Origin of the sequence: Sphingopyxis sp. NFH-91, assembly GCF_021401285.1 — a bacterium.
Lineage (GTDB): Bacteria > Pseudomonadota > Alphaproteobacteria > Sphingomonadales > Sphingomonadaceae > Sphingopyxis > Sphingopyxis terrae_A.
In genome coordinates this window covers 16,135-37,185 of sequence record NZ_JACBGA010000001.1, presented here as the reverse complement: position 1 = coordinate 37,185, position 21,051 = coordinate 16,135, and the positions used below count along the sequence as shown (strand labels likewise).

Annotated in this window: 17 protein-coding genes; 11 read left to right on the top strand and 6 right to left on the bottom strand. The window is 66.2% G+C overall.

The features are described from left to right. Positions 1-140: 140 nt before the first annotated feature. From L0963_RS00140 to L0963_RS00090, 11 genes are all read left to right on the top strand, one after another. A complete protein-coding gene (locus L0963_RS00140; RefSeq protein ID WP_186401589.1) occupies positions 141-1,046 on the top strand; it encodes an SPFH domain-containing protein in 906 nt (301 codons plus the stop codon). A gap of 11 nt (positions 1,047-1,057) precedes the next feature. Then, on the top strand, positions 1,058-1,291 hold the full coding sequence (locus L0963_RS00135; protein ID WP_062901546.1) for a hypothetical protein: 234 nt from the start codon (positions 1,058-1,060) through the stop codon (positions 1,289-1,291). Then, positions 1,281-2,255, top strand: coding sequence for an alpha/beta hydrolase (locus L0963_RS00130; RefSeq protein WP_186401588.1), 975 nt, complete (start codon positions 1,281-1,283; stop codon positions 2,253-2,255). The genes L0963_RS00135 and L0963_RS00130 overlap by 11 nt, the downstream gene beginning before the upstream one ends. A 13-nt stretch (positions 2,256-2,268) precedes the next feature. Next, positions 2,269-2,559 (top strand): hypothetical protein, encoded by a 291-nt coding sequence (locus tag L0963_RS00125; RefSeq protein WP_186401587.1) that lies wholly within the window; start codon positions 2,269-2,271, stop codon positions 2,557-2,559. A 97-nt stretch (positions 2,560-2,656) separates the two neighbouring features. Then, a complete protein-coding gene (gene rpe / locus L0963_RS00120; protein ID WP_058812314.1) occupies positions 2,657-3,325 on the top strand; it encodes a ribulose-phosphate 3-epimerase in 669 nt (222 codons plus the stop codon). Between the two features lie 42 nt (positions 3,326-3,367). Further along, complete coding sequence (locus tag L0963_RS00115; RefSeq protein ID WP_186401676.1) at positions 3,368-5,107, top strand: heparinase II/III family protein; 1,740 nt, start codon at positions 3,368-3,370, stop codon at positions 5,105-5,107. Positions 5,108-5,310: 203 nt separating this feature from the next. After that, positions 5,311-8,097, top strand: coding sequence for a TonB-dependent receptor (locus L0963_RS00110; RefSeq protein WP_234178401.1), 2,787 nt, complete (start codon positions 5,311-5,313; stop codon positions 8,095-8,097). 13 nt (positions 8,098-8,110) lie between these two features. Next, positions 8,111-9,544, top strand: coding sequence for a purple acid phosphatase family protein (locus L0963_RS00105; RefSeq protein WP_234178399.1), 1,434 nt, complete (start codon positions 8,111-8,113; stop codon positions 9,542-9,544). A 35-nt stretch (positions 9,545-9,579) separates the two neighbouring features. Then, positions 9,580-10,611, top strand: a complete 1,032-nt coding sequence (locus L0963_RS00100) for a phytase (protein ID WP_234178398.1) — start codon at positions 9,580-9,582, stop codon at positions 10,609-10,611. A 106-nt stretch (positions 10,612-10,717) separates the two neighbouring features. Further along, on the top strand, positions 10,718-12,310 hold the full coding sequence (gene purH, locus L0963_RS00095) for a bifunctional phosphoribosylaminoimidazolecarboxamide formyltransferase/IMP cyclohydrolase (RefSeq protein WP_234178397.1): 1,593 nt from the start codon (positions 10,718-10,720) through the stop codon (positions 12,308-12,310). A gap of 163 nt (positions 12,311-12,473) precedes the next feature. Then, positions 12,474-13,124, top strand: a complete 651-nt coding sequence (locus L0963_RS00090; protein ID WP_062903086.1) for a YqaA family protein — start codon at positions 12,474-12,476, stop codon at positions 13,122-13,124. 58 nt (positions 13,125-13,182) lie between these two features. On the opposite strand, the gene L0963_RS00085 is transcribed toward L0963_RS00090, so the two are convergent. From L0963_RS00085 to L0963_RS00060, 6 genes are all read right to left on the bottom strand, one after another. Then, positions 13,183-13,728 carry a VOC family protein gene (locus tag L0963_RS00085; RefSeq protein WP_062901538.1) on the bottom strand — a complete coding sequence of 182 codons (546 nt, stop codon included), beginning with the start codon at positions 13,726-13,728 and terminating at the stop codon, positions 13,183-13,185. Next, positions 13,725-14,813, bottom strand: a complete 1,089-nt coding sequence (hppD, locus tag L0963_RS00080) for a 4-hydroxyphenylpyruvate dioxygenase (protein ID WP_062901537.1) — start codon at positions 14,811-14,813, stop codon at positions 13,725-13,727. Before hppD ends, L0963_RS00085 begins: the two co-directional genes overlap by 4 nt. 122 nt (positions 14,814-14,935) lie before the next feature. After that, entirely contained in the window at positions 14,936-16,819 is a 1,884-nt protein-coding gene (locus L0963_RS00075; protein WP_234178396.1) for an ABC-F family ATP-binding cassette domain-containing protein, read from the bottom strand. 48 nt (positions 16,820-16,867) lie between these two features. After that, positions 16,868-18,418 (bottom strand): DHA2 family efflux MFS transporter permease subunit, encoded by a 1,551-nt coding sequence (locus L0963_RS00070; RefSeq protein ID WP_186401582.1) that lies wholly within the window; start codon positions 18,416-18,418, stop codon positions 16,868-16,870. 8 nt (positions 18,419-18,426) lie between these two features. After that, a complete protein-coding gene (locus L0963_RS00065) occupies positions 18,427-19,569 on the bottom strand; it encodes an HlyD family secretion protein (protein WP_062901534.1) in 1,143 nt (380 codons plus the stop codon). Then, positions 19,566-20,996, bottom strand: coding sequence for an efflux transporter outer membrane subunit (locus L0963_RS00060; protein WP_062901533.1), 1,431 nt, complete (start codon positions 20,994-20,996; stop codon positions 19,566-19,568). Before L0963_RS00060 ends, L0963_RS00065 begins: the two co-directional genes overlap by 4 nt. Positions 20,997-21,051: the final 55 nt, after the last annotated feature.

The window sequence follows — 21,051 nt, the reverse complement described above, 5'->3', positions numbered from 1 at the left end:
TTTGCCCGCTGTCCACAACAGAGACGATCGGAGGCCTTCCACCAGCGCCGATAGACCAGCTCCAGCCGATTCCTGTTGACGGCCACCGAATCCGATATAAATATGATATCATCTTTATATCGGATGATTCGGAGGGCAAGATGGGAGACGGAACTGCGCCGGCACTGAACCGCAGCCGTGAAACGCGGGCTGCGACACAGAGCGGCTATCTGATGCTGCTGGTCTGGCTGGTGCTGGTCGGCATCGCGATCTGGGCGGCGGTGGCCAACATCAATGGCGAAACGGTTGACTGGAACTGGAAATGGGGCGTTGTTGTCGCAAGCGGCGTCGTCGGCACCCTGATCCTGTGCGGCTTTTACCTGATCAATCCCAATGAGGCGGCGGCGATCCAGCTGTTCGGCAGTTACAAGGGCACCGACCGCGAAAGCGGGCTGCGCTGGGTGTTGCCGTGGCTGACCCGCAAGAAGATCGCGGTGCGCGCGAACAATGTGATTTCGGACAAGATCAAGGTCAATGACCTGCGAGGCAACCCGATCGAGATGGCGGCGCAGGTCGTCTGGCGCGTTACCGACACCGCGCAGGCGCTGTTCGACGTCGACGATTACAAGGAATTCGTCCTCGCGCAGATCGAAGCGGCGGTGCGCGCGATCGGATCGCGCTATCCCTATGACGATCACACGCATGACGAGATCACGCTGCGCGGCAACCATGACGAGGTGGGCGTCGAACTGCGAAAGGCGTTGATCGAGCGGCTCGACGTCGCGGGAATCACCGTCGACGAATGCGGGCTGACGCACCTTGCCTACGCCCCCGAGATCGCCGGCGCCATGCTGCGCCGCCAGCAGGCCGAGGCGGTGGTCGCCGCCCGCGCCAAGCTGGTCGAAGGCGCGGTGTCGATGGTCGAGATGGCGTTGCAGCAATTGTCCGAAAAGCAGGTCGTCGACCTCGACGACGAACGCCGCGCCGCGATGGTATCGAACCTGATGGTCGTCCTGTGCGGTGAGCGCGACACGCAGCCGGTCGTCAACGCCGGGTCGCTCTACTGAGCCCAAAAACGATGTCAACAGCTGCCAGGAAAGCCTTTGCCCTCCGCGTCGATCCCGCCCTTTATGCGGCGATCGAGCGGTTGGCGGCGGCCGAATTGCGTAGCGCCAATGCCGAGATCGAAATGCTGCTGCGCGAAGCGCTCGCTCGCCGCGGCGTTGCCGTGAAGGCGAGCGAAAAGCCCCGCCGCGGTCGCCCGCCGGCGGTAGCCGATACGCGCGCGACGGAGTCCCCGGATGAAAAATAGGATCGCCGCTGCGGCCCTCGCCGCTGCCCTGCTGCCCACCGCCGCGCCTGCCGGGGCAAGCCCGGTCGCCAGCGAAATCAGCGCGCCGGGCCCCGACGGCCCGCTCGCCGGCACATTGCTGAGCGCCGAGAAGGCGAGCGCGCCCGTCGTCTTGATCGTCCCCGGATCGGGGCCGACCGACCGCGACGGCAACAGCCCGCTCGGCATCACCTCGGCAAGCTACCGCCTGCTTGCCGAGGCGCTGGCGCAAAAGGGCATCTCCGCGGCGCGCATCGACAAGCGCGGCATGTTCGGCAGCGAGGCGGCGGTCACCGATGCGAATAAGGTGACGATCGCCGCCTATGCTGCCGACGTCGGCGCATGGGCGCGTAGCCTGACCGAGCGAACCGGCCAGCACTGCATCTGGGTGGCCGGGCACAGCGAAGGCGGGCTGGTCGCCATCGCGGCCGAAGCCGATCCGCATGTCTGCGGCCTGATCCTGATATCGGCGATGGGACGCCCCTTCGACGTGGTGCTGCGCGAACAGCTTGCTGCCAATCCGGCCAACGCGCCGATCCTGTCCGACGCCAACGGCGCGCTCGACCGACTGGCGAAGGGCGAGCATGTCGATGTGAGCGCAATGCACCCGGCGCTCGCCCGCGGTCTCTTCAATCCGGCGGTGCAGGATTATCTCATCGACCTGATCGGGCACGATCCCGCCGCGATGCTGGCCGCCACCACCAAGCCGGTGCTGATCGTCGCGGGCAGCGCCGACTTGCAAATTCCCCTCGCCGATGCCGAAAAGCTGAAGGCCGCGCGCCACGACGCGACACTGTCGGTGATCAAGGGGATGACCCATGTGCTGAAGCAGGCGAGCGCCAGCGACCGCGCCGCCAATATGGCGACCTACACCGATCCGAGTCTGGCGATCGATCGTTCGCTCGTCGCCGACATCGTCCATTTCGTGCGCGCGAACAGCCACTGAAGGAGGCCCGATCATGCTTCACCTCTTCCTCGACAAGAAGCCCTGGTTCCGCGCCAAGAACCGCGGTTATGGCACCGGCCTGCCGATCGCGTGGCAGGGGTGGGTCTTCATGGCGCTCCACATCGCGCTGATCGCCGGGCTGTCGATGGCGCTGCGCAACCAGCCGGTCGCGATGACCATCGTCGTTGTCCTCGCAGCGCTCGCGCCCATGCCCATCTACCAGGCCCGCACCGAGGGCGGCTGGAAATGGCGCTGGAGCAATCGCGCCGCCGAAAAGCGCGACGACAAGCGACGGAAAAAATAGCCGCGCTGTCCGCCCCGACCGATTATCGACAGTCTCCGCCTAGCGGCGACGTCCAGCGCCTTGCCCCCATACCGCTTGATGGTTAAGGGCGGTCGTCATGACCGCCGATCCATCCTCCGTCCGCATCGCCCCTTCGATCCTCAGCGCCGACTTCGCGCAGCTGGGCGAAGAGGTGCGCCGCATCGAGGCGGCGGGCGCCGACTGGGTCCATATCGACGTGATGGACGGGCATTTCGTGCCCAATCTTACCATCGGACCGATGGTGGTAAAAGCGCTGCGTCCCCATTCGACTTTGCCTTTCGACGTTCATCTGATGATCTCGCCGGTCGATAATTTCCTCGACGCCTTCGCCGCGGCGGGCGCCGACATCATCACCGTCCATCCCGAAGCCGGTCCGCACATCCATCGCAGCGTCCAGCACATCAAGTCGCTGGGCAAGCAGGCGGGCGTGTCGCTCAATCCCGCGACCCCGGCGAAGATGCTCGACTATCTGATCGACGACATCGACCTCGTCCTCGTGATGAGCGTCAATCCGGGTTTCGGAGGGCAAAGCTTCATTTCGAGCCAGCTTCGCAAGATCGAGGCGGTGCGCAAGATGATCGACAAATCGGGCCGCGACATCCGGCTGGAAGTCGATGGCGGCATCGACGCCGCAACTGCCCCGCTTGCCATCGCGGCGGGGGCCGACGTCCTGGTCGCCGGCACCGCAACCTTCAAGGGCGGTCCCGCGGCCTACGCCGACAATATCAAGCGCCTGCGCGGCTGATCGATGGAAGGGAGACCGTTGACCTCTGCTCCCGTCGATCCGATGCCCGAAACGGGCGACCCCGTCGCGCCGCTCGACGACAGCATCGAACCCGGCAAACGGCTGATCCGCCTGCCCGCCGACAAGGGCCTTTCGCTGGGCGACCGCATCGCCAATCATTTCACCCGCCTGACCTGGCGCACCCCGCTCCATGCGCTGCGGCTGAAGGGGCGTTTCCCGCTCAAGCTGCTGGGCGTTCCGGCCGATCCGGTTCCCGGCGACACGCGCGCCGGCATGGCGATCCGCGCCGGCCATTTCCTCCACCGCGGACTCAAGCTGCCGATAAGGGAGATTGATTTCGCGGCGCTCCCGGTCGCCCCGGCCTTCGCCGATTATCTGCACAGTTTTGCCTGGCTGCGCGATCTTGCCGCCACCGGGACGCGCGCCGACGGCGCCCCGATCGCCGAAGCGCTCGTCCGCCAATGGCTCGCCGCGCACGGCGAAACGGTAAGCGAACCCGCATGGCGCGCCGACAATGCCGGCTGGCGCATCCTGTTCTGGGCCGCGCACGCGCCGCTGATCCTGTCGTCGAGCGATCTCGTCTATCGTTCCGCCGTACTCAACCATCTCGCGCGCGCGGCGCGCCACCTCGATCGCGTCGCCGACAAGACGCGCCCCGGCACCGGCCAGCTTGTTGCCTGGATCGGCATCGTCGCTGCATCGCTGCTGATGCCGGGCGGCGAGCCGCGCCAGGTGTTCGGCGAAGCAGGGCTGCGCAAGGTTCTCGAGACCAGCTTCTATGCCGACGGCGGCAATATCGCGCGTTCGCCGCAGGCACAGCTCGACGCGATCATGGCGCTGTCGATGCTCGCGCGCATTTACGACATGCGCCGGATGGAGGTGCCGCCCTTCCTGCAGGAAGTGCTTGCGCGCACCGTGCCAGCGCTGCTCGGGCTCGTCCACAGCGACGGCGGCATGGGCAATTGGCAGGGCAGCGGCGCGACGCCGGCAGCGGTTATCGAAGCGGTCGTCGCGGCAAGCGGTGTGCGCACCCGGCCGCTCAAACAGGCGCGCGACTGGGGCTATCAGCGCCTGGTTGCGAACAAGGTGGTCGTATTGGCCGACGCCGCGCCGCCCCCAATCGCGCGGGTTACCGAAGCGGGCTGCGCCTCGACGCTGGCGTTCGAGCTTTCGGATGGCGACGAACGCATCGTCGTCAATTGCGGCGGCGCAGCGCTGACCGGCGCGACGATTCCCGCCGACCTGGCGCGCGGGCTGCGCACCACCGCCGCCCATTCGACGCTGACCATCGCCGACAGCAATTCGACCGCGATCCTGCCCAACGGGACGCTTGGCCGCGGCGTGACCGAAGTCGAGCTCGACCGGCGCGAAACGCCGCAGGGCAGCCGAGTCGAGATGGGGCATGATGGCTATGTTCGCCGCCACGGTCTGATCCACCGCCGCCTGCTGATCCTTTCGCCCAACGGCCGCGAGCTGCGCGGTGAGGACATGCTGCTCCCCGCCCCGCGCAGCCGGCGCAAGGGCGACAAGGCCTTCACGCTGCGTTTTCACCTCGGCCGCAATATCTCGGCCAGTCTGACCGCCGACAAGCTCGGTGCGCTGCTGCGCATCGCGGGCGGCCCGCTGTGGCAGTTCCGCACCTCCGAAGGCCAGCTCGCGATCGAGGAAAGCCTGTGGGTCGACGGCGACGGCCGGCCGCATCCGACCGAGCAACTCGTCGTAACGGGTGCCGCGCCCGCCGGCGGTGCCAGCATCGGCTGGATCTTCAAGCATATCGGCTGACCGCCCATGCCGCGCGCAGCAGCGGGGGGAAAAAATCCTGGGCCGAATTTTAAACGGATTTTCCAGCGGTTTAGCATAGCCGCACCCCCGCTTGTTTCACTCGTGTGACATCGACGTAACACAGCCGTCATGGGCGATTGTCACAGGCCCCCTCGATCCGCCGGCACAGGGCGCCGGCGGCCATCTGGACAGGGGCTCTTTCCATGACACTGATTCGCAGTTGCCGTTCGCGCATCCTTCTTGGCACCGGCCTGGCCGCGGCCATGCTCGCTCCGGCGAGCGCCTTCGCTTCCGACATCGTCGGCATCGTCACCGACGCCACAGACACGCGCGCGCTGCAGAGCGCTGAGGTTCGCATCGTCGAACTGGGCCGCGTTGCCGAAGCTGGCCGCGACGGCAGCTTCCGTTTCGGCGACGTGCCCGCCGGTACCTACACGCTCGAGGCGCGCTACGTCGGCGCCGAGCCCGTACGCAGCACGATCGACGTGCCCGCAACCGGCAGCGTCACGGTCAATTTCAGCCTCGGCGGCGCGAACGACATCCTCGTCGTCGGACAGGCCGCGAACCAGGCCAGCGCGCTGTCGCGCCAGAAAGCCGCTGACGGCGTCGAAAGCGTCCTGACGCGCGACGCGATCGGTCAGTTCCCCGACCAGAATGTCGCCGAATCGCTGCGCCGCCTGCCGGGCGTCAACATTCTGAACGACCAGGGCGAAGGCCGCTTCGTCTCGGTGCGCGGGCTCGATCCCGAACTCAACGCCTCGTCGCTCAACGGCGTGCGCCTGCCGGCACCCGAAAGCGATGTCCGTTCGGTGGCGCTCGACGTCATTTCGTCGGACACGATCGAATCGATCGAGATCAAGAAATCGCTGACCGCCGACATGGATGCCGACACGATCGGCGCCTCGATCGAGATTCACACGACCAGCGCGTTCGACCGCCAGCGCGACCTCTATTCGGCGCGTATCGAGGGCAGCTACAATGATTATTCGGGCAAGCTGACCCCCAAAGGCAGCCTCGATTTCGCGACGCGGGTCGGCGACAATTTCGGCATCGCGGGCAGTATCAGCTATTACAAGCGCAAGTTCGAAACCGACAATGTCGAAGCCGGCGACTTCTGGAAAGAAGCCGACGGCGTCGCCTTCGCCCCCGAAATCGAATATCGCGACTATGACGTCACCCGCGAGCGGATCAGCGGCGCGCTGTCGTTCGACTGGCGCGCGTCGGACACCACCAAGGCCTATATCCGCGGCAATTTCAGCCAGTTCGACGATCATGAATATCGCCGCCGCACGACGATCATCTTTAACGAAGATCCCGCCTCGGGCGACGCGAACAGCGCCTTCTTCACCGATGCCGACGGCCGCATCGAAGTCCGCCGCGACCTCAAGGACCGGTTCGAGCGTCAGCGCATCCGCACCATCGTCGTCGGCAGCGACACCGACACCGGCGTGTGGAAATTCAACTGGTCGGCAAGCTGGGCCAAATCGAGCGAGCGCGAGGATTTCTCGATCGACCCGCTGCGCTTCCGCGCCCGCTTCAACGACGATGGCGTCGATGTGAACATGGATTACAGCAATCCGCGCGTGCCGCTCTACAGCGTCACCGCCGGCGCCGCGCTGTTCAACGATCCCACCGAATATGGCTTCAACCGCCTCGAACTCACCGACCTGTCGGACAGCCAGGACGAGGAATATGCGGTCAAGGCCGACCTCGCCCGCACCTTCGCCGGCGACAAGGGCGACTTCACGATCCAGGGCGGCATCAAATCGCGCTGGCGCGACAAGAGCTATAATTTCAACCTCATTTATTATGGCGATTATAACGGCGACTTCACCCTCGCCGACGTGCTGGGCCAGCAGACCTATCGCCTCACCGATATCGGCCCCGTGGCGAGCAAGACCGGTCCGGCCGCCTTCTACAATGCCAATCTCGGCAATTTCGAGGTCGACCAATATGAGTCCGACCTCGGGTCGAACAGCAGCGACTATTCGGTCAGCGAGGATATTCTGGCGGGCTATCTGCTCGGCCGCTGGGACAGCGACACGCTGCGCGTGATCGGCGGCGTCCGCGTCGAACGAACCAAGAATGTGCTCAACGGCAACCTCGTCGCCGACGACGGGTCCGACGTGTTCGTCACGCCGGTGTCCTACCGCCGCAACTATACCGACTGGCTGCCCAGCATGACGATCCGCTTCCAGCCGCAGCAGGATCTCGTGCTGCGCCTGGCGGGCTCGCGCAGCATCGTGCGTCCGAAGCTGTCGAAGCTCGCGCCGCGCTTCACGATCAACGAGGATGACGAGGCCGAATTCGGCAACCCCGACCTGCTGCCCTACAAGGCGTGGAATCTCGACGCGGGCGCCGAATATTATTTCGGCCGCAACGCCGCGCTGAGCATCGGCGGCTTCTACAAGTCGATCGACAATTTCATTGTCGACGGCTTCTTCGAGGACAGCGACGCGCCCTATAACGGCGTGTATCGCGGCACCGCCTTCAGCGAGGCGATCATCCCGGTGAACGGCGACAAGGCCGAGGTCGCCGGGCTCGAAGCAAGCTACAGCCAGGTGTTCGACATGCTGCCTGCACCCTTCGACGGGCTGTTGGCACAGGCCAATTACACTTACACCTGGTCGAAGGCGAAGCTGTTCGACGGCCGCAGCATCGCGCTGCCGTCGAATTCGCGCAACACCTTCAACCTCGTGCTCGGCTATGAAAAGGGGCCGATCGACATCCGGCTGGCGGGCACCTACCGCGACAAATATCTCGACGAAATCGGCGGCGATGCGGAAACCGACCGCTATGTCGACAACCACTTCCAGCTCGACCTGTCGGTCAAGTTCAAGCTCACCGACAATGTCCGCCTCTATGGCGAATGGGTGAACATCAACAACGCCAAATATTTCGCCTATCAGAATTATGCGAGCAGCCAGCGGCTGCTCCAATATGAAGAATATGGCTCGACGTTCAAATTCGGCGTCAAGGCCAATTTCTGAGGAGGGCGAGGCCATGTCGACGGGAGCGCGGCGCCGCCGCAACCGCTGGATCCTGCCGATCGCGCTCGCCGCGATCGGCGCCATCCCCGCCGCGGCGGGGGCGTCCGCCGCCGGCGGCACCCTGCCCCGTTCCCCCGGCCTGCCCTATGCGCCGCGCAACCTGCCCGACCGCATCGTCCTCACGCCCGGCTCCGATCCGGCGCGCGAGATGGCGGTCGCCTATCGCACCGACACCGCACAGGCCGAGTCCCAGGCCCAGATCGCGGTGTCGGTCGACGGGCCGACGCTCGAGGAAAAGGCCCGGCTCGTGACCGGCACCGCGGTGCGGGTCGACAGCAGCTACGGGCCGGCGCTCTATCATCAGCTGCGCTTTACCGGGCTCACGCCCAACACCGTCTATGCCTACCGGGTGAAGGGCGCGGCGGGATGGAGCGAATGGTACCAGTTCCGTACCGCGGCGGCCGAAGCCAAACCCTTCCGCTTTCTGTATCTGGGCGATGTCCAGAACGGCATCCTGACCTATGCCAGCCGCGTCATCCGGCAGGCGTTCCACGCCAATGGCGACATTCGCCTCGTCCTCCACGCCGGCGATCTCGTCGGCCAGCGCGACGACCTCGACCATGACGACGAATGGGGCGAATGGAACCAGGCGGGCGGCTATAATTACGCGATTGTCCCGCAGCTGCCCGCGACCGGCAATCATGAATATGTCGACGATCTCGCGCCTGACGGCAGCGAAAGCCGCCGGCTCGGTCCCTATTGGCCCGCGCAGTTCGCGTTGCCGTTGAACGGCGCCGATCCGGTCAAGGCGACGACCTATTTTGTCGATTATCAGGGCGTGCGCTTCATCGTCCTCGACGGCACCTCCGCCCTCGACCTCGGCACGGTGGCGGCGCAGACGCGCTGGCTCGATGCCGCGCTGGCATCGAGCAGGGCCAACTGGAATGTCGTGCTGTTCCACCAGCCCGTCTTCACCTGTGCCCGGCCCAACGACACCAAGGAAATCAAGGCGGCCTGGAAGCCGGTGTTCGACGCGCGCAAGGTCGATCTCGTCCTGCAGGGACACGACCATTGCTACAGCCGCCTGACGTCCGAAGCCGGTCGCGAGGCCAGCGCCAGGGCGCGCGCCGACGGCAGCGTGCAGGGGCCGGTCTATCTGGTCTCGGTCACCGGATCGAAGATGTACGCGCTCAACGACCGCACCCCATGGCAACCCGACAAGGTCGCCGAGGCGACCGAACTCTATCAGATCGTCGATGTCGAACCGCGGCGGCTTACCTTCCGGACCTTCACCGCGTCGGGCCGCCTGTATGACGGTTTCACGCTCGAACGCCGCGCCGATGGCGCCAATATCCTGCGCGAAATCGATGAACCGACGATCGCGGCGCGGCGGTGCAGCGGCACCGTCGGGCCCGACGGCGGCGCCTGCGTCGCGCGCGGCAAATGACCGGGCCGCTTGATCGGCATGACAGGGGAATTTCGATGATGTCTTTGCGCCCGCGGCAGCTCGCCGCTTCGATCGGCTTTGCCGCCCTGCTCGGCGGATGCGCCGCGCAGCAGGGAGCGGCGATCCACGGCCTGCCGCCGGTCGCGGTCACCGCCGACGGCGAAACCGCCCCCGTCGGCACGGCGAAGGCCGACGCCGCCGACGATCCGGCGATCTGGGTCGATCCGGCCGATCCGGGCCGCGCGCTGATCATCGCGACCGACAAGAAGGCGGGGCTGCACCTTTATGACCTTGCCGGCCGCGACCTCGCCTTTCTGGAAGGCGGGCGCGTCAACAATGTCGATGTCGCCGGCAATATCGTCGTCGCGAGCGACCGTAACGACGGCGTGAACGCGCATCTCGCGGTCTTCGCGCTCGACGGTGCCAAGCCCGCGCTGGCCAGCCTCGGCCGCGCCTCGGCGGGCCCCGGCGAAGCCTATGGCCTCTGCCTCAAGCGCAGCGCGCCCGGCGAGCCGGTGACGGCAGCCCTCATTATCAAGGACGGCACGGTGCGCGTCGGCACGCTGAAGCTCGCCGAGGGGGCCGAACCCGCCTTCGCCGTGCAGTGGGAGCATAAGATACCGACCCAGTCCGAAGGCTGCGTCTTCGACGGCGACACGCTGTATGTCGGTGAAGAGGACGCTGGCATCTGGCGGCTGACGCCGAACGCGAGCGGCGTCGATGCGAAGCTCGTCGCGCCCGTCGACAACCAGCGGCTCGTCGCCGACGTCGAGGGGCTAGCGACGATCGACCACAAGGGGCAGCGCTATCTGGTCGCATCGAGCCAGGGCGACAACGCCTATGCGGTCTTCCGCCTACCCGACATGGACTATGTCGGCCGCTTCGCCATTTCGGCGGGACGCTATGGCGCGACCAGCGAGACCGACGGCATCGAAGCGGTCGCGGGCAATTTCGGCGCGGCCTATCCGGGCGGCCTGTTCCTGGCGCAGGACGGCGACAATGCACCCGCGGCGCAGAATTTCAAGCTGGTGCGCTGGGACCGGATCGCGGCGGCGCTGGGACTGTAATCGGAAACGTCGCCCCCGCGAAAGCGGGGGCGACGGCCCTTGCCCAAATGCCCGCACCCGCCTAGGGGGGCCGCGTCTTTCCCGTCTTGCAAAGGCCGCCCTTCCCATGACCGATCTCGTTCCCGTCCGCCGCGCGCTCCTTTCCGTCAGCGACAAGGCGGGCCTCGCCGATCTTGCCGCGGCGCTCGTACGCCACGGCGTCGAGCTGGTTTCGACCGGCGGCACCGCCAAGGCGCTGCGCGATGCGGGGCATGACGTGCTCGACGTCTCCGATCTCACCGGCTTTCCCGAGATGATGGACGGCCGCGTCAAGACGCTGCATCCGACGGTACACGGCGGCATCCTGGCGGTGCGCGACGATGCCGCGCATGTCGCGTCGATGGAGGCGCATGGCATCGGCGGCATCGACCTGGTCGTCGTCAACCTCTATCCCTTCCTTCAGACGGTGATGAGCGGCGCCGACCGCGATACGATCATCGAGAATATCGACATCGGCGGCCCCGCGATGGTGCGCTCGTCAGCGAAGAACCACGCCTTTGTCGGCATCGTCACCGAGCCCGAGGATTATGCGGCGGTAATCGCCGAGATGGACGCCAATGGCGGCGCGACGACGCTCGGCTTGCGCAAGCGGCTCGCCGCGACCGCCTTTGCACACACCGCCACCTATGACAGCATGATCGCGCAATGGTTCGCCTTCGCCGATCAGGGCAAGCTTTTTCCCGACACGCTGCCGCTCACGACCAGGCTGTCGGGCGAACTGCGCTATGGCGAAAATCCGCACCAGAAGGCGGCGCTCTACCTCCCTGTCGGCCCGTCGGCGCGCGGCGTCGCGCAGGCCGAGCAGGTGCAGGGCAAGGAGCTTAGCTACAATAATCTCAACGACGCCGACGCAGCGCTCGAACTTGTCGCCGAATTCCGCGACGCCGACCCGACCTGCGTCATCGTCAAGCACGCCAATCCCTGTGGGGTGGCCACCGCAGCCACGCTGACCGAGGCTTATGACGCCGCGCTGAAATGCGACGACGTCTCGGCCTTCGGCGGCATCATCGCGGTCAACCGCAAGCTCGACGGCGCGACGGCCGAGGCGATCAGCAGCATCTTCACCGAAGTTGTCTGCGCGCCCGATGCCGACGCTGACGCGCGCGCGGTGTTCGCAAAGAAGAAGAACCTCCGCCTGCTGCTCACCGGCGACCTGCCCGACCCGGCGCGCGGCGGGCTGGTGATGAAGGCGATCGCCGGCGGCTGGCTGGCGCAGACGCGTGACAATGGCCGCATCACGCGCGATGACCTGAAAGTCGTGACCGACCGCGCGCCGACCGACGAGGAGCTGGCCGACGCGCTCTTCGCCTGGACCGTCGCCAAGCACGTGAAGTCGAACGCCATCGTCTATGCCAAGGGCGGATCGACCGCTGGCATCGGCGCGGGACAGATGAACCGCCGCGACAGCGCGCGCATCGCCGCGATCAAGGCGCGTGAAGCGGCCGAGAGCCACGGCTGGGCGACGCCGCGCACCGTCGGCAGTGCGGTCGCGAGCGACGCCTTCTTCCCCTTCGCCGACGGGCTGCTCGCCGCGGTCGAAGCAGGCGCCACCTGCGTCATCCAGCCGGGCGGCTCGATCCGCGACGACGAGGTGATCGCCGCGGCGAACGAAGCCGGCCTGGCGATGGTGTTCACGGGGATGCGGCATTTCCGGCACTGACGCTGATTTTCGAACCGTCATCCGGGCGAAGGCCGAATTGACGAGAGATGAAGGAAGCGTGCTCCTGTCTCGACTTCGGGCACCGCGAACGGCATAGGGAAGCCGGGATCGTCCTGATCCGCAACCAAGGACCAGCATGACCGCCATTCCCCGCAACAAGTCGATGATCCAGCGCCTTTATGGTTGGACGATGGAGAAGTCGGCGCATCCGCACGCCGAATATTGGCTGGCGTTGGTGTCGTTCGTCGAGGCGAGCTTCTTTCCTATCCCGCCGCATCCGATGCTGGGGCTGATGTGCCTCGCCGAGCCCAAGAAGGCCGTGCGCTATGCGCTTATCTGCACGCTCGCCTCGGTCGCGGGCGGGATGCTGGGCTACGGGATTGGCTTCTTCCTGTACGAAAGCGTCGGACTGTGGCTGCTCGGCGTGCTCCATCTGACCGAGAGCTTTCCTGCCGCTGCCTGCTATCTGCGCGACTATGGCGCCGAGATCATCCTGGTGAAGGGGGCGACGCCGATTCCCTTCAAGCTGCTGACGATCACCGCCGGCTTCATCCACATGAACTTCGTCACCTTCCTGTGGGCAAGCCTCGCGAGCCGCGCCTTTTCCTTCATGCTGGTGGGCCTGTTGTTCCGGCTGTTCGGGGCGCCGATCAAGGCGTTCATCGACAGATATCTCGCCTGGGTCGCGGGCGGCTTCATCATCCTCGTTGTCGGGGGATTCATCGCTGCGAGCGCGCTGTCGGGTGGCGGCAGCAAGACCGCCGACAAGTGCAGCCATGCGACGCTGGAAAGCATGGGGCTGGGTCGGGAGTAATCAAATATCTTCGTCATTGCGAGCAAAGCGAAGCAATGACGGGCCCTTTTAGATTAGACTACTCGTTCGCGGCCTGATGCAGCCAGTCGGCGTGGCGCGGGGCCTTTTTCGTCCGGCTCCATTCTTCGAGCATCAGCGGCGCGACGCGCGCGAGTTCGGCATATTGTTCGTCGGTGCCGATGTCGCACGCCAGTTCGACGCGGTGGCCATTGGGGTCGAAGAAATAGATCGACTTGAAGATGCCGTGATGCGTCGGACCGAGCACATCGACGCCATTCGCTTGGAGATGCGCCTTGGCGCCGACCAGCTCGTCATAACTGCCGACCTTGAAGGCGAGGTGCTGGACCCACTTGGGCGTATTTTCGTCGCGGCCCATGTCGGGCTGGTTCGGCAGCTCAAAAAATGCAAGGATATTGCCGTTCCCCGCGTCGAGAAAGACGTGCATGTACGGATCATATTCGCCGGTTGAGGGCACATGATCCTCGGCAAAGGCGGTGGTATAGGTCATGCCGAGCATGGCCTCATACCATTCGACCGTCTCCTTCGCGTCCTTGCAGCGATAGGCGGCGTGGTGGACGCCGCCCAATTTGATCGGACTCGTCATTCGGCGGGCTCCTCGACATTGAGCGCGCCGCGGCGGATCTGGTCCAGTTCCATCGACTTGAACAGCGCGGTGAAATTGCCCTCGCCGAAGCCTTCATCCTTCTTGCGCTGGATGAACTCGAAGAAAACGGGGCCGATCACGGTCTGCCCGAAAATCTGGAGCAGCAGGCGGGGATCGCCCTCGGTCGTCGATCCGTCGAGCAGGATACCGCGCGATTTGAGGTCATCAACCGGCTCGCCATGGCCGGGCAAGCGGTCGGCGAGCATCTCGTAATAGGTTGCGGGCGGCGACGGCGCGAAGGGATTGCCGAGCGCCTTGAGCTTGTCCCACGACGCGTAGAGATCGTCGCAGCTGAAGGCGATATGCTGGATGCCCTCGCCATTATAGGCGCGCAGATATTCCTCGATCTGGCCGCCACCGCCCGCGCCTTCTTCGTTCAGCGGAATGCGGATCTTGCCGTCGGGGGCGGTCATCGCCTTCGAGGTCAGACCGGTATATTCGCCCTTGATGTCGAAATAGCGGATTTCGCGGAAGCCCGCGATGCGTTCGTAAAAGGCCGCCCAATGCGCCATGCGCCCGCCATAGACATTGTGCGTCAGGTGATCGATCACCTTCAGCCCCGCCCCTTCGGGATAGCGGTCGACGCCATCTTCATAGACGAAGTCGATGTCATAGATGTTCAGCCCGTCGCCATAGCGGTCGATCAGATAGATGATCGAGCCGCCGATGCCGCGGATCGCGGGCAGGCGCAGTTCCATCGGGCCGGTCTTGACCTCGACCGGCTCGGCCCCGCGCGCAATCGCCTCGGCATAGGCTTTCGCCGCGTCGCGGCAACGCCAGCCCATGCCGCACGCCGACGGGCCATGCTCGGCGGCGAAATAGGCCGCGGGCGATTTGGGTTCGTAATTGGCAATCAGGTTGATGTCGCCCTGCCGCCAAAGCGCCACATCCTTCGAGCGGTGCCGCGCGATACGCGTGAAACCCATGCGCTCGAACACCGGTTCGAGCATGCCCTTTTCGGGCGCCGAAAATTCGACGAATTCGAAGCCGTCGAGGCCCAGCGGATTGTCGAACAGGTCGGCCATGGTCAGTCCCTTAATGTGGTTTCAATTGAAACTATTATGATGGATCGCGGACCGCGAGTCAATGCCGGGGCGCTTCAGATAGACCGTCGCCTGCGCTCGGGCGACGCTTCTCGTCGCAGCGACTACGCCGCTTCCTCAATCGCCTCGAGCGCGCTCATCCATGCCGCCTCGACGCGTTCCAGCTCGGATGCGAGCTTGCCGCGGCGCTGCGCGAGATCACCCATCGTCAGCTTGGCAAGCGCCGGCTCGGCGCTCGCGGGGTCGAACATTGCGCGGTCAATCGCGCTGACCTGCTGCGCGAGCTTGGCCGCGCGCGCCTCATGATCCTTGGCGGTCTTGCGTAATGCCGCCTGGGCTTCGCGGGCTTTTGCCGCTTCCTGCCGCGCCGCCTTTGCATCCTTCGGCTTCGCGGGCGCGGCCTTCGCATCGTCGCCCGACGGCGACTTGCCGAGAATGAACGCGACATAATCGTCCATGCTGCCGTCGAAATCGCGCGCCGTTCCGTCATCAACGAGGACCAGCCGGTCGGCCGAGAGTTCGAGCATATGGCGGTCGTGGCTGACGATCAGCACCGCGCCCTCGAAGCCGTTCAGCGCCTGCACCAGCGCCTCGCGCGCATCGACGTCGAGGTGGTTGGTCGGTTCGTCGAGGATCAACAGGTGCGGCGCCTCGCGCGTGATCAGCGCGAGCGCGAGCCGCGCCCGCTCGCCGCCCGACAGCTTGCCGACCTCGGTCGTCGCCCTGTTACCCGAAAAGCCGAAGCGTCCCAGTTGCGCGCGCACTGCGCCGGGGGTCTTGCCCGCCATCACGCGCGTCATATGACCGAGCGGGGTATCGGCGCCGTCGAGTTCCTCGACCTGATATTGGGTGAAATAGCCGACGCGCATCTTGCCGGCGACCGCCATGCCGCCCTCTTCGGGCTTCAACTGAGCCGCGAGCAGGCGCGCCAGCGTCGTCTTGCCGTTGCCGTTGCGGCCGAGCAGCGCGATGCGGTCGTCGGGATCGATACGCAGGTTCAGGCGGCGCAACACCGGCGCGCCGGGCGTATAGCCGACGCTGGCAAGGTCGAGCGTGATCAGCGGCGGCTTGAGTTCGTCGCCGGGGCTCGGGAAATCGAACACCAGGCTCGGATCGTCGGCAATCGCCGCAATCGGCTGCATACGGGCGAGTTGCTTGGCGCGCGACTGCGCCTGCTTCGCGGTCGAGGCGCGCGCGCTGTTGCGGGCGATATAGTCCTGCAATTTGGCGCGCTGCGCGTCCTGCGCCGCCTTCGCCGCCGCAAGCTGCGCCGCGCGTTCGGCGCGCTGGCGCTCGAACGCGTCATAGCCGCCGGCGTAGAGCGTCACCTTCCCGCCTTCCAGATGCAGAATATGGTCGACGACATTATTGAGCAGGTCGCGTTCATGGCTGATCACGACAAGTTGCCCCGGATAGGCGCGCAGGAAGCTTTCGAGCCACATCGTCGCTTCGAGGTCGAGGTGGTTCGACGGTTCGTCGAGCAGCAGCAGGTCGGGGTTCGAAAAGAGCAGCGCGGCAAGCGCGACGCGCATTTTCCACCCGCCCGAAAAGCTGTCGAGCGGGCGCCCCTGCATATCCTCTTCGAAGCCGAGACCGATCAGGATGCGCGCGGCGCGCGCTGGCGCGGTATAGGCGTCGATCGCGATCAGTCGCTCGTGAATGTCGGCGAGCCGGTCGGGGTCGGATTCGATCTCTGATCGTTCGAGCAGGTCGGCGCGTTCGGTATCGGCGGCGAGCACGGTTTCGAACGGCGTCGCGCTGCCGCTCGGCGCTTCCTGCGCGATATAGCCGAGACGCGTCTTGCGCGGCATTTCGATCCCGCCGTCGTCGGCTTCGAGTTCGCCAATCATCACTTTCATCAGCGTCGACTTGCCCGCACCGTTGCGACCGATCAGCCCGGTGCGGCTTTTCGGCGGCAGGCTGGCGCTCGCGCGGTCAAGAATGGTGCGGCCGCCCAGTCGCACGGTCAGATTGTTGATCGTCAGCATGGGCGCGCGCCTAGCACGGCTGTCCGCCGGTGCGAAGCCCGATCGGAGCTAGTGCGAAGCGCCCATCGAGATCGTCTTGGGCCGCGGGATCAGCCACACCGCCGCTGCTGCGATGACGAAGACCGTCCCCGCTGCGAGGAAGATATGCAGCACACCGAGCGTCGAGGCCTGGACATCGACGATCCGGTCGAGCGCGGCGCGCGCCTGTTCGGTCGTCAGCCCGGCATTCTGCATCTTGTCCATCGTCTCGGCCGCGCCGTTGAGCGCGGGCACCAGTTCGGCGCGCGATACGCGGCTTGCATCGTCCCACGCCGTTGTCGCGATGGCTGTGCCGATCGCGCCGCTCAGCGTGCGCAGGAAGCTCATCAGGCCGGCCGCCGAGGTCTGATCCTTCGCCGGTACCGAGCTCAGCGCCAGCGCGGTCAGCCCGACGAAGAAGAAGGGCATGCCCATCCCCTGCAGCAGATGCGGCAAAGCGAGGCTCCAATAATCGACGTCGGTATTCCAGCGCGCGCGCAGGATCGACATCAGCGCCATCCACAAGATGCCCGCGCAGACGGTGATCCGCACGTCGATCTTGGTCAGCAGCCCCGCCGCCAATGGCGAGAAGAGCACCGCGAAACAGCCGATCCACGCGACGATGAAGCCGGTTTCGGTCGCGGTGTAACCCGCCACCTGCTGCAACCATAGCGGCGTCAGCACGACCTGCGAGAAAAAGGCCCCGAAGCCTAGCGAGATGGCAACGGTCGCGAAGCTGAAGCCGCGAAAGCGGAAGACCCGGACATTGACCACCGGATTGGCGTCGGTCAGCTCCCAGATCAGAAAGGCGGCGAAGCTGATCGCGGCGACGATCGCCAGCATGACGATCCATGCCGATCCGAACCAGTCGTGCTCGCGCCCGGTGTCGAGCATGACCTGGAACGACCCGACCGACAGGACGAGCAGGATGAGGCCGACGATGTCGATCCGCATCTTCGCCTTCTTCGTCTCGAACGCGCCGAGCATGCTGCCGACGCCGAAGGCACAGACCGCGACGACGGGCAGGTTGATGAAGAAAATCCAGGGCCAGCTCCAATTGTCGCTGATCAGTCCGCCCAGAATCGGCCCCAGAATCGGGGCCGTCGTTGTCGTCATCGACCAGATCGCGAGCCCGACACCGGCCTTTTCCTTCGGAAAGATGCGCAGCAGCAATATCTGCGACAGCGGCATCAGCGGCCCGCCCGCGAGCCCCTGCAGGACGCGGAACAGGATCAGCGCGTCGAGCGTGCGCGAAATGCCGCACAGGAAGGAGAAGATGCCGAAGCCGACGATCGACACGATGAACCAGCGCACTGTGCCGAACCGCGCGGCGAGCCACCCGGTGAGCGGGACGCTGATCGCGTCGGCGACGGCGTAGCTGGTGATCACCCAGGTTCCCTGCGTCGGCGATACGGCAAGGCCGCCCGCGATGTGGGGAACCGACACATTGGCGATCGTCGAATCGAGCACGACGACGAAATTGGCGAGCGCAAGCGCGAAGGCCGCGGCGAGCAGCTTGACGCCGCTCAGCGGCTGCGGCCCGGCCGGTGTCGATGCAGCGGATGCGGCGGCGCTGGCCATCGTTCAGCTCACTTTCCGCGCGTGTCGATCGTCGCTTCCATCGACAGGCCGACGCGAAGCGGATGGGCCTGCAATTCTTTGGGATCGAGCGCGATGCGCACCGGCAGGCGCTGCACAACCTTCACCCAATTGCCCGTCGCATTCTGGGCGGGGATCAGCGAAAAGGCGGCGCCCGTGCCGCCCGCAATCCCGATCACCTTGCCGTGATAGACGACATCGCCGCCATAATAGTCAGAGGTGAGCTCGACCGGCTGGCCGATGCGGATCTTGCGGAACTGGCTTTCCTTGTAATTGGCGTCGACATAGGCGGTGGCGATCGGAACGATCACCATGATCGGTGCGCCAGCCGCGATCCGCTGGCCGACCTGGACCTGACGATTGGTGACGATGCCGGCGACGGGCGCGCGGATGATCGTGCGCTCAAGATCGAGTTGCGCCTTCTCGAGCCGCGCCTGCGCCGCGGCAACATCGGGGGCGGTCTCGATCGTCGTGCCGCGCACCACCGCTTCGGCGGCACCAAGATCGCCGCTCGCCGAACCGCGCGTCGCTTCGGCCGAAGCGATCGCCGCCGCAGCAAGATCACGCGTCGCGCTGGCGGATGCAAAGGCGGTGCGCGCCGCGGTCAATTCTTCGCCCGACACCGCACCCGTTCCGGCAAGGCCTTCGCGGCGCGCGAGTTCGGCACGCGCTTTCGCCACCGCCGCATCGGCGTCGCGCAGCCGCGCGCGGGCCTGCGCGATATCGGCGCCGCGCGCCGAAACGCGCGCTCGCGCGGCATCGGCATTGGCGCTCGCCTGGCCATAGCGCTGGCGCGCCTGCCGCAGCGCGGCTTCGGCATCGGCAAGCGCGATGCGCTGATCGGCATCGTCGAGGATGACGAGGATATCGCCCTTCTTCACCGCCTGGGTACCGCTGACGCGCACCTCTTTGACCGGGCCGGAGACGAGCGCGGTAACCGCGGCCGAATCGGCGCCGACATAGGCGTTGTCGGTCGACACGCGCCCGGCCTGCGTCAGGAAATACCAGATGCCCCACAGCGCCGCGATCGTCACCACGACGAGCGCAAGGATGCGCAGCGCCTTGCGGCGCGTCGCCGGGCGCCCCTCGGCGGCGGCGGGGGTTTCGCTGTCGACCGCGGGAGTATCGGTCATTGCTTGTCTCCTGTTGGCGATGCGGCCGTAAATCCGCCGCCCAGGGCACGGATCAGGGCAATGTCGAGCGAAAGCCGGCGCGCTTCGAGGTCGGCGACCGCGCGCGCGAGCGCGACCTGGCTGTCCTCCGCGGTGAGCTGCGCAAGCTGGTTGGAAAGGCCGGCACGGTAGCGCATCCCGGCAAGGTTGGCGGCGTCGGCCGCGGCCTTCAGCGCGTCGCGCCGGTCGGCAAGTTGGCGCGCTATGGCGTCACGGCTGGCGACGATGTCGGCGACATCGCGCAGCGCGGCGACGAGCGTGCGGTCGTAGTTGGCGACGGCGCCGTCATAATCGGCCCGCGCCCCGCGATACTGGCCCTGCAGCCGCCCGCCCTCGAAGATCGGCAGGCTGATCGCGGCGCCGCCATTGCCATATTCGGACCCGGTCTTGAACAGGTTTGACAGCCCGAGCGACTGGAGCCCGACGAGCGCCGACAGGTTGATGTTCGGATAAAAGGCGGCACGCGCGACGTCGATGCGCTTCGCCGCCGCCTCGGCCCGCAGCCGGGCCGCGACGATGTCGGGCCGGCGGCCGACCAGGTCGATCCCCGCCTGCGGCGGCAGTGCGAGCGACGGCGCGGCGAGCGCCGGACGCGCGATGCTCCGGCCGCGATCGGGTCCGGCGCCGAGCAGGGCGGCAAGGCGGTTGCGGGTGAGCGCGATCGCCTCCTCGATCGCGGCGACATCGCCGCGCGCCGAGGCGGCGCGGCTTTCGGCCTGCCGCTGCGTCGCCTGATTGTCGAGCCCGGCGGCGGTGCGCTTCACCGACAGGTCGGCGCTCGCGCCGCGGATACGGATCGCGTCCTGCGCGACGTCGAGATCGGCATAATAGCCCGCCAGATCAGCGTAGGCGGTGGCAATCCCGGTCGTCAGCATCAGCCGCGCCTGCGCAGCATCGACGCGCGCCGCTTCGGCTTCGGACGTGGCCGCCGCCAGCGCCGCGCGGTTCTTGCCCCAGAGGTCGAGATCGAAGCCGAAGGTCGCGGCAATGCTGCCGGTATCCTGAATACCGTCGGGCACGAAAGCCGGCGGGATTCCCATATTCTTGCTCTGCTGGACGCCTCCTGCGCTGCCCTGGATGCCGGCGCGCGGGAGCAACGCCGCCCCCGCCTGCTGCGCCAGCGCCTCGGCGGCGCGGACCCGCGCTGCCGCCGCCGCAATGTCGGGCGATCCCGCCAGTCCTTCATCGATCAGCGCATCGAGCTGCGGGTCGCCGAAGCGCTGCCACCACCCCTCGACCGGCCAGGCGCCCGCCTGATCGGCAAGTGTCGCCTGCGAATCGAGCGCCGCGGCGGCGACCGGCGCGGGCTTCTGCCCAAGATCGGGGACGCTCGCACAGCCCGCCAACAGGCCGAAAACCACGGTGGAGAGGAAAAATGATCGGGGCATGGCTTCCAACGATACTAGCTGGTATCATGCGCCATTGGACTTCGGAGGATGGCTT

What these genes read in the sequence shown, in the direction of transcription:
- L0963_RS00140 (WP_186401589.1), top strand. Translation starts at nt 141, where the DNA reads ATGGGAGACGGAACTGCGCCGGCACTGAACCGCAGCCGTGAAACGCGG.
- L0963_RS00135 (WP_062901546.1), top strand. Translation starts at nt 1,058, where the DNA reads ATGTCAACAGCTGCCAGGAAAGCCTTTGCCCTCCGCGTCGATCCCGCC.
- L0963_RS00130 (WP_186401588.1), top strand. Translation starts at nt 1,281, where the DNA reads ATGAAAAATAGGATCGCCGCTGCGGCCCTCGCCGCTGCCCTGCTGCCC.
- L0963_RS00125 (WP_186401587.1), top strand. Translation starts at nt 2,269, where the DNA reads ATGCTTCACCTCTTCCTCGACAAGAAGCCCTGGTTCCGCGCCAAGAAC.
- rpe (WP_058812314.1), top strand. Translation starts at nt 2,657, where the DNA reads ATGACCGCCGATCCATCCTCCGTCCGCATCGCCCCTTCGATCCTCAGC.
- L0963_RS00115 (WP_186401676.1), top strand. Translation starts at nt 3,368, where the DNA reads ATGCCCGAAACGGGCGACCCCGTCGCGCCGCTCGACGACAGCATCGAA.
- L0963_RS00110 (WP_234178401.1), top strand. Translation starts at nt 5,311, where the DNA reads ATGACACTGATTCGCAGTTGCCGTTCGCGCATCCTTCTTGGCACCGGC.
- L0963_RS00105 (WP_234178399.1), top strand. Translation starts at nt 8,111, where the DNA reads ATGTCGACGGGAGCGCGGCGCCGCCGCAACCGCTGGATCCTGCCGATC.
- L0963_RS00100 (WP_234178398.1), top strand. Translation starts at nt 9,580, where the DNA reads ATGATGTCTTTGCGCCCGCGGCAGCTCGCCGCTTCGATCGGCTTTGCC.
- purH (WP_234178397.1), top strand. Translation starts at nt 10,718, where the DNA reads ATGACCGATCTCGTTCCCGTCCGCCGCGCGCTCCTTTCCGTCAGCGAC.
- L0963_RS00090 (WP_062903086.1), top strand. Translation starts at nt 12,474, where the DNA reads ATGATCCAGCGCCTTTATGGTTGGACGATGGAGAAGTCGGCGCATCCG.
- L0963_RS00085 (WP_062901538.1), bottom strand. Translation starts at nt 13,728, where the DNA reads ATGACGAGTCCGATCAAATTGGGCGGCGTCCACCACGCCGCCTATCGC.
- hppD (WP_062901537.1), bottom strand. Translation starts at nt 14,813, where the DNA reads ATGGCCGACCTGTTCGACAATCCGCTGGGCCTCGACGGCTTCGAATTC.
- L0963_RS00075 (WP_234178396.1), bottom strand. Translation starts at nt 16,819, where the DNA reads ATGCTGACGATCAACAATCTGACCGTGCGACTGGGCGGCCGCACCATT.
- L0963_RS00070 (WP_186401582.1), bottom strand. Translation starts at nt 18,418, where the DNA reads ATGGCCAGCGCCGCCGCATCCGCTGCATCGACACCGGCCGGGCCGCAG.
- L0963_RS00065 (WP_062901534.1), bottom strand. Translation starts at nt 19,569, where the DNA reads ATGACCGATACTCCCGCGGTCGACAGCGAAACCCCCGCCGCCGCCGAG.
- L0963_RS00060 (WP_062901533.1), bottom strand. Translation starts at nt 20,996, where the DNA reads ATGCCCCGATCATTTTTCCTCTCCACCGTGGTTTTCGGCCTGTTGGCG.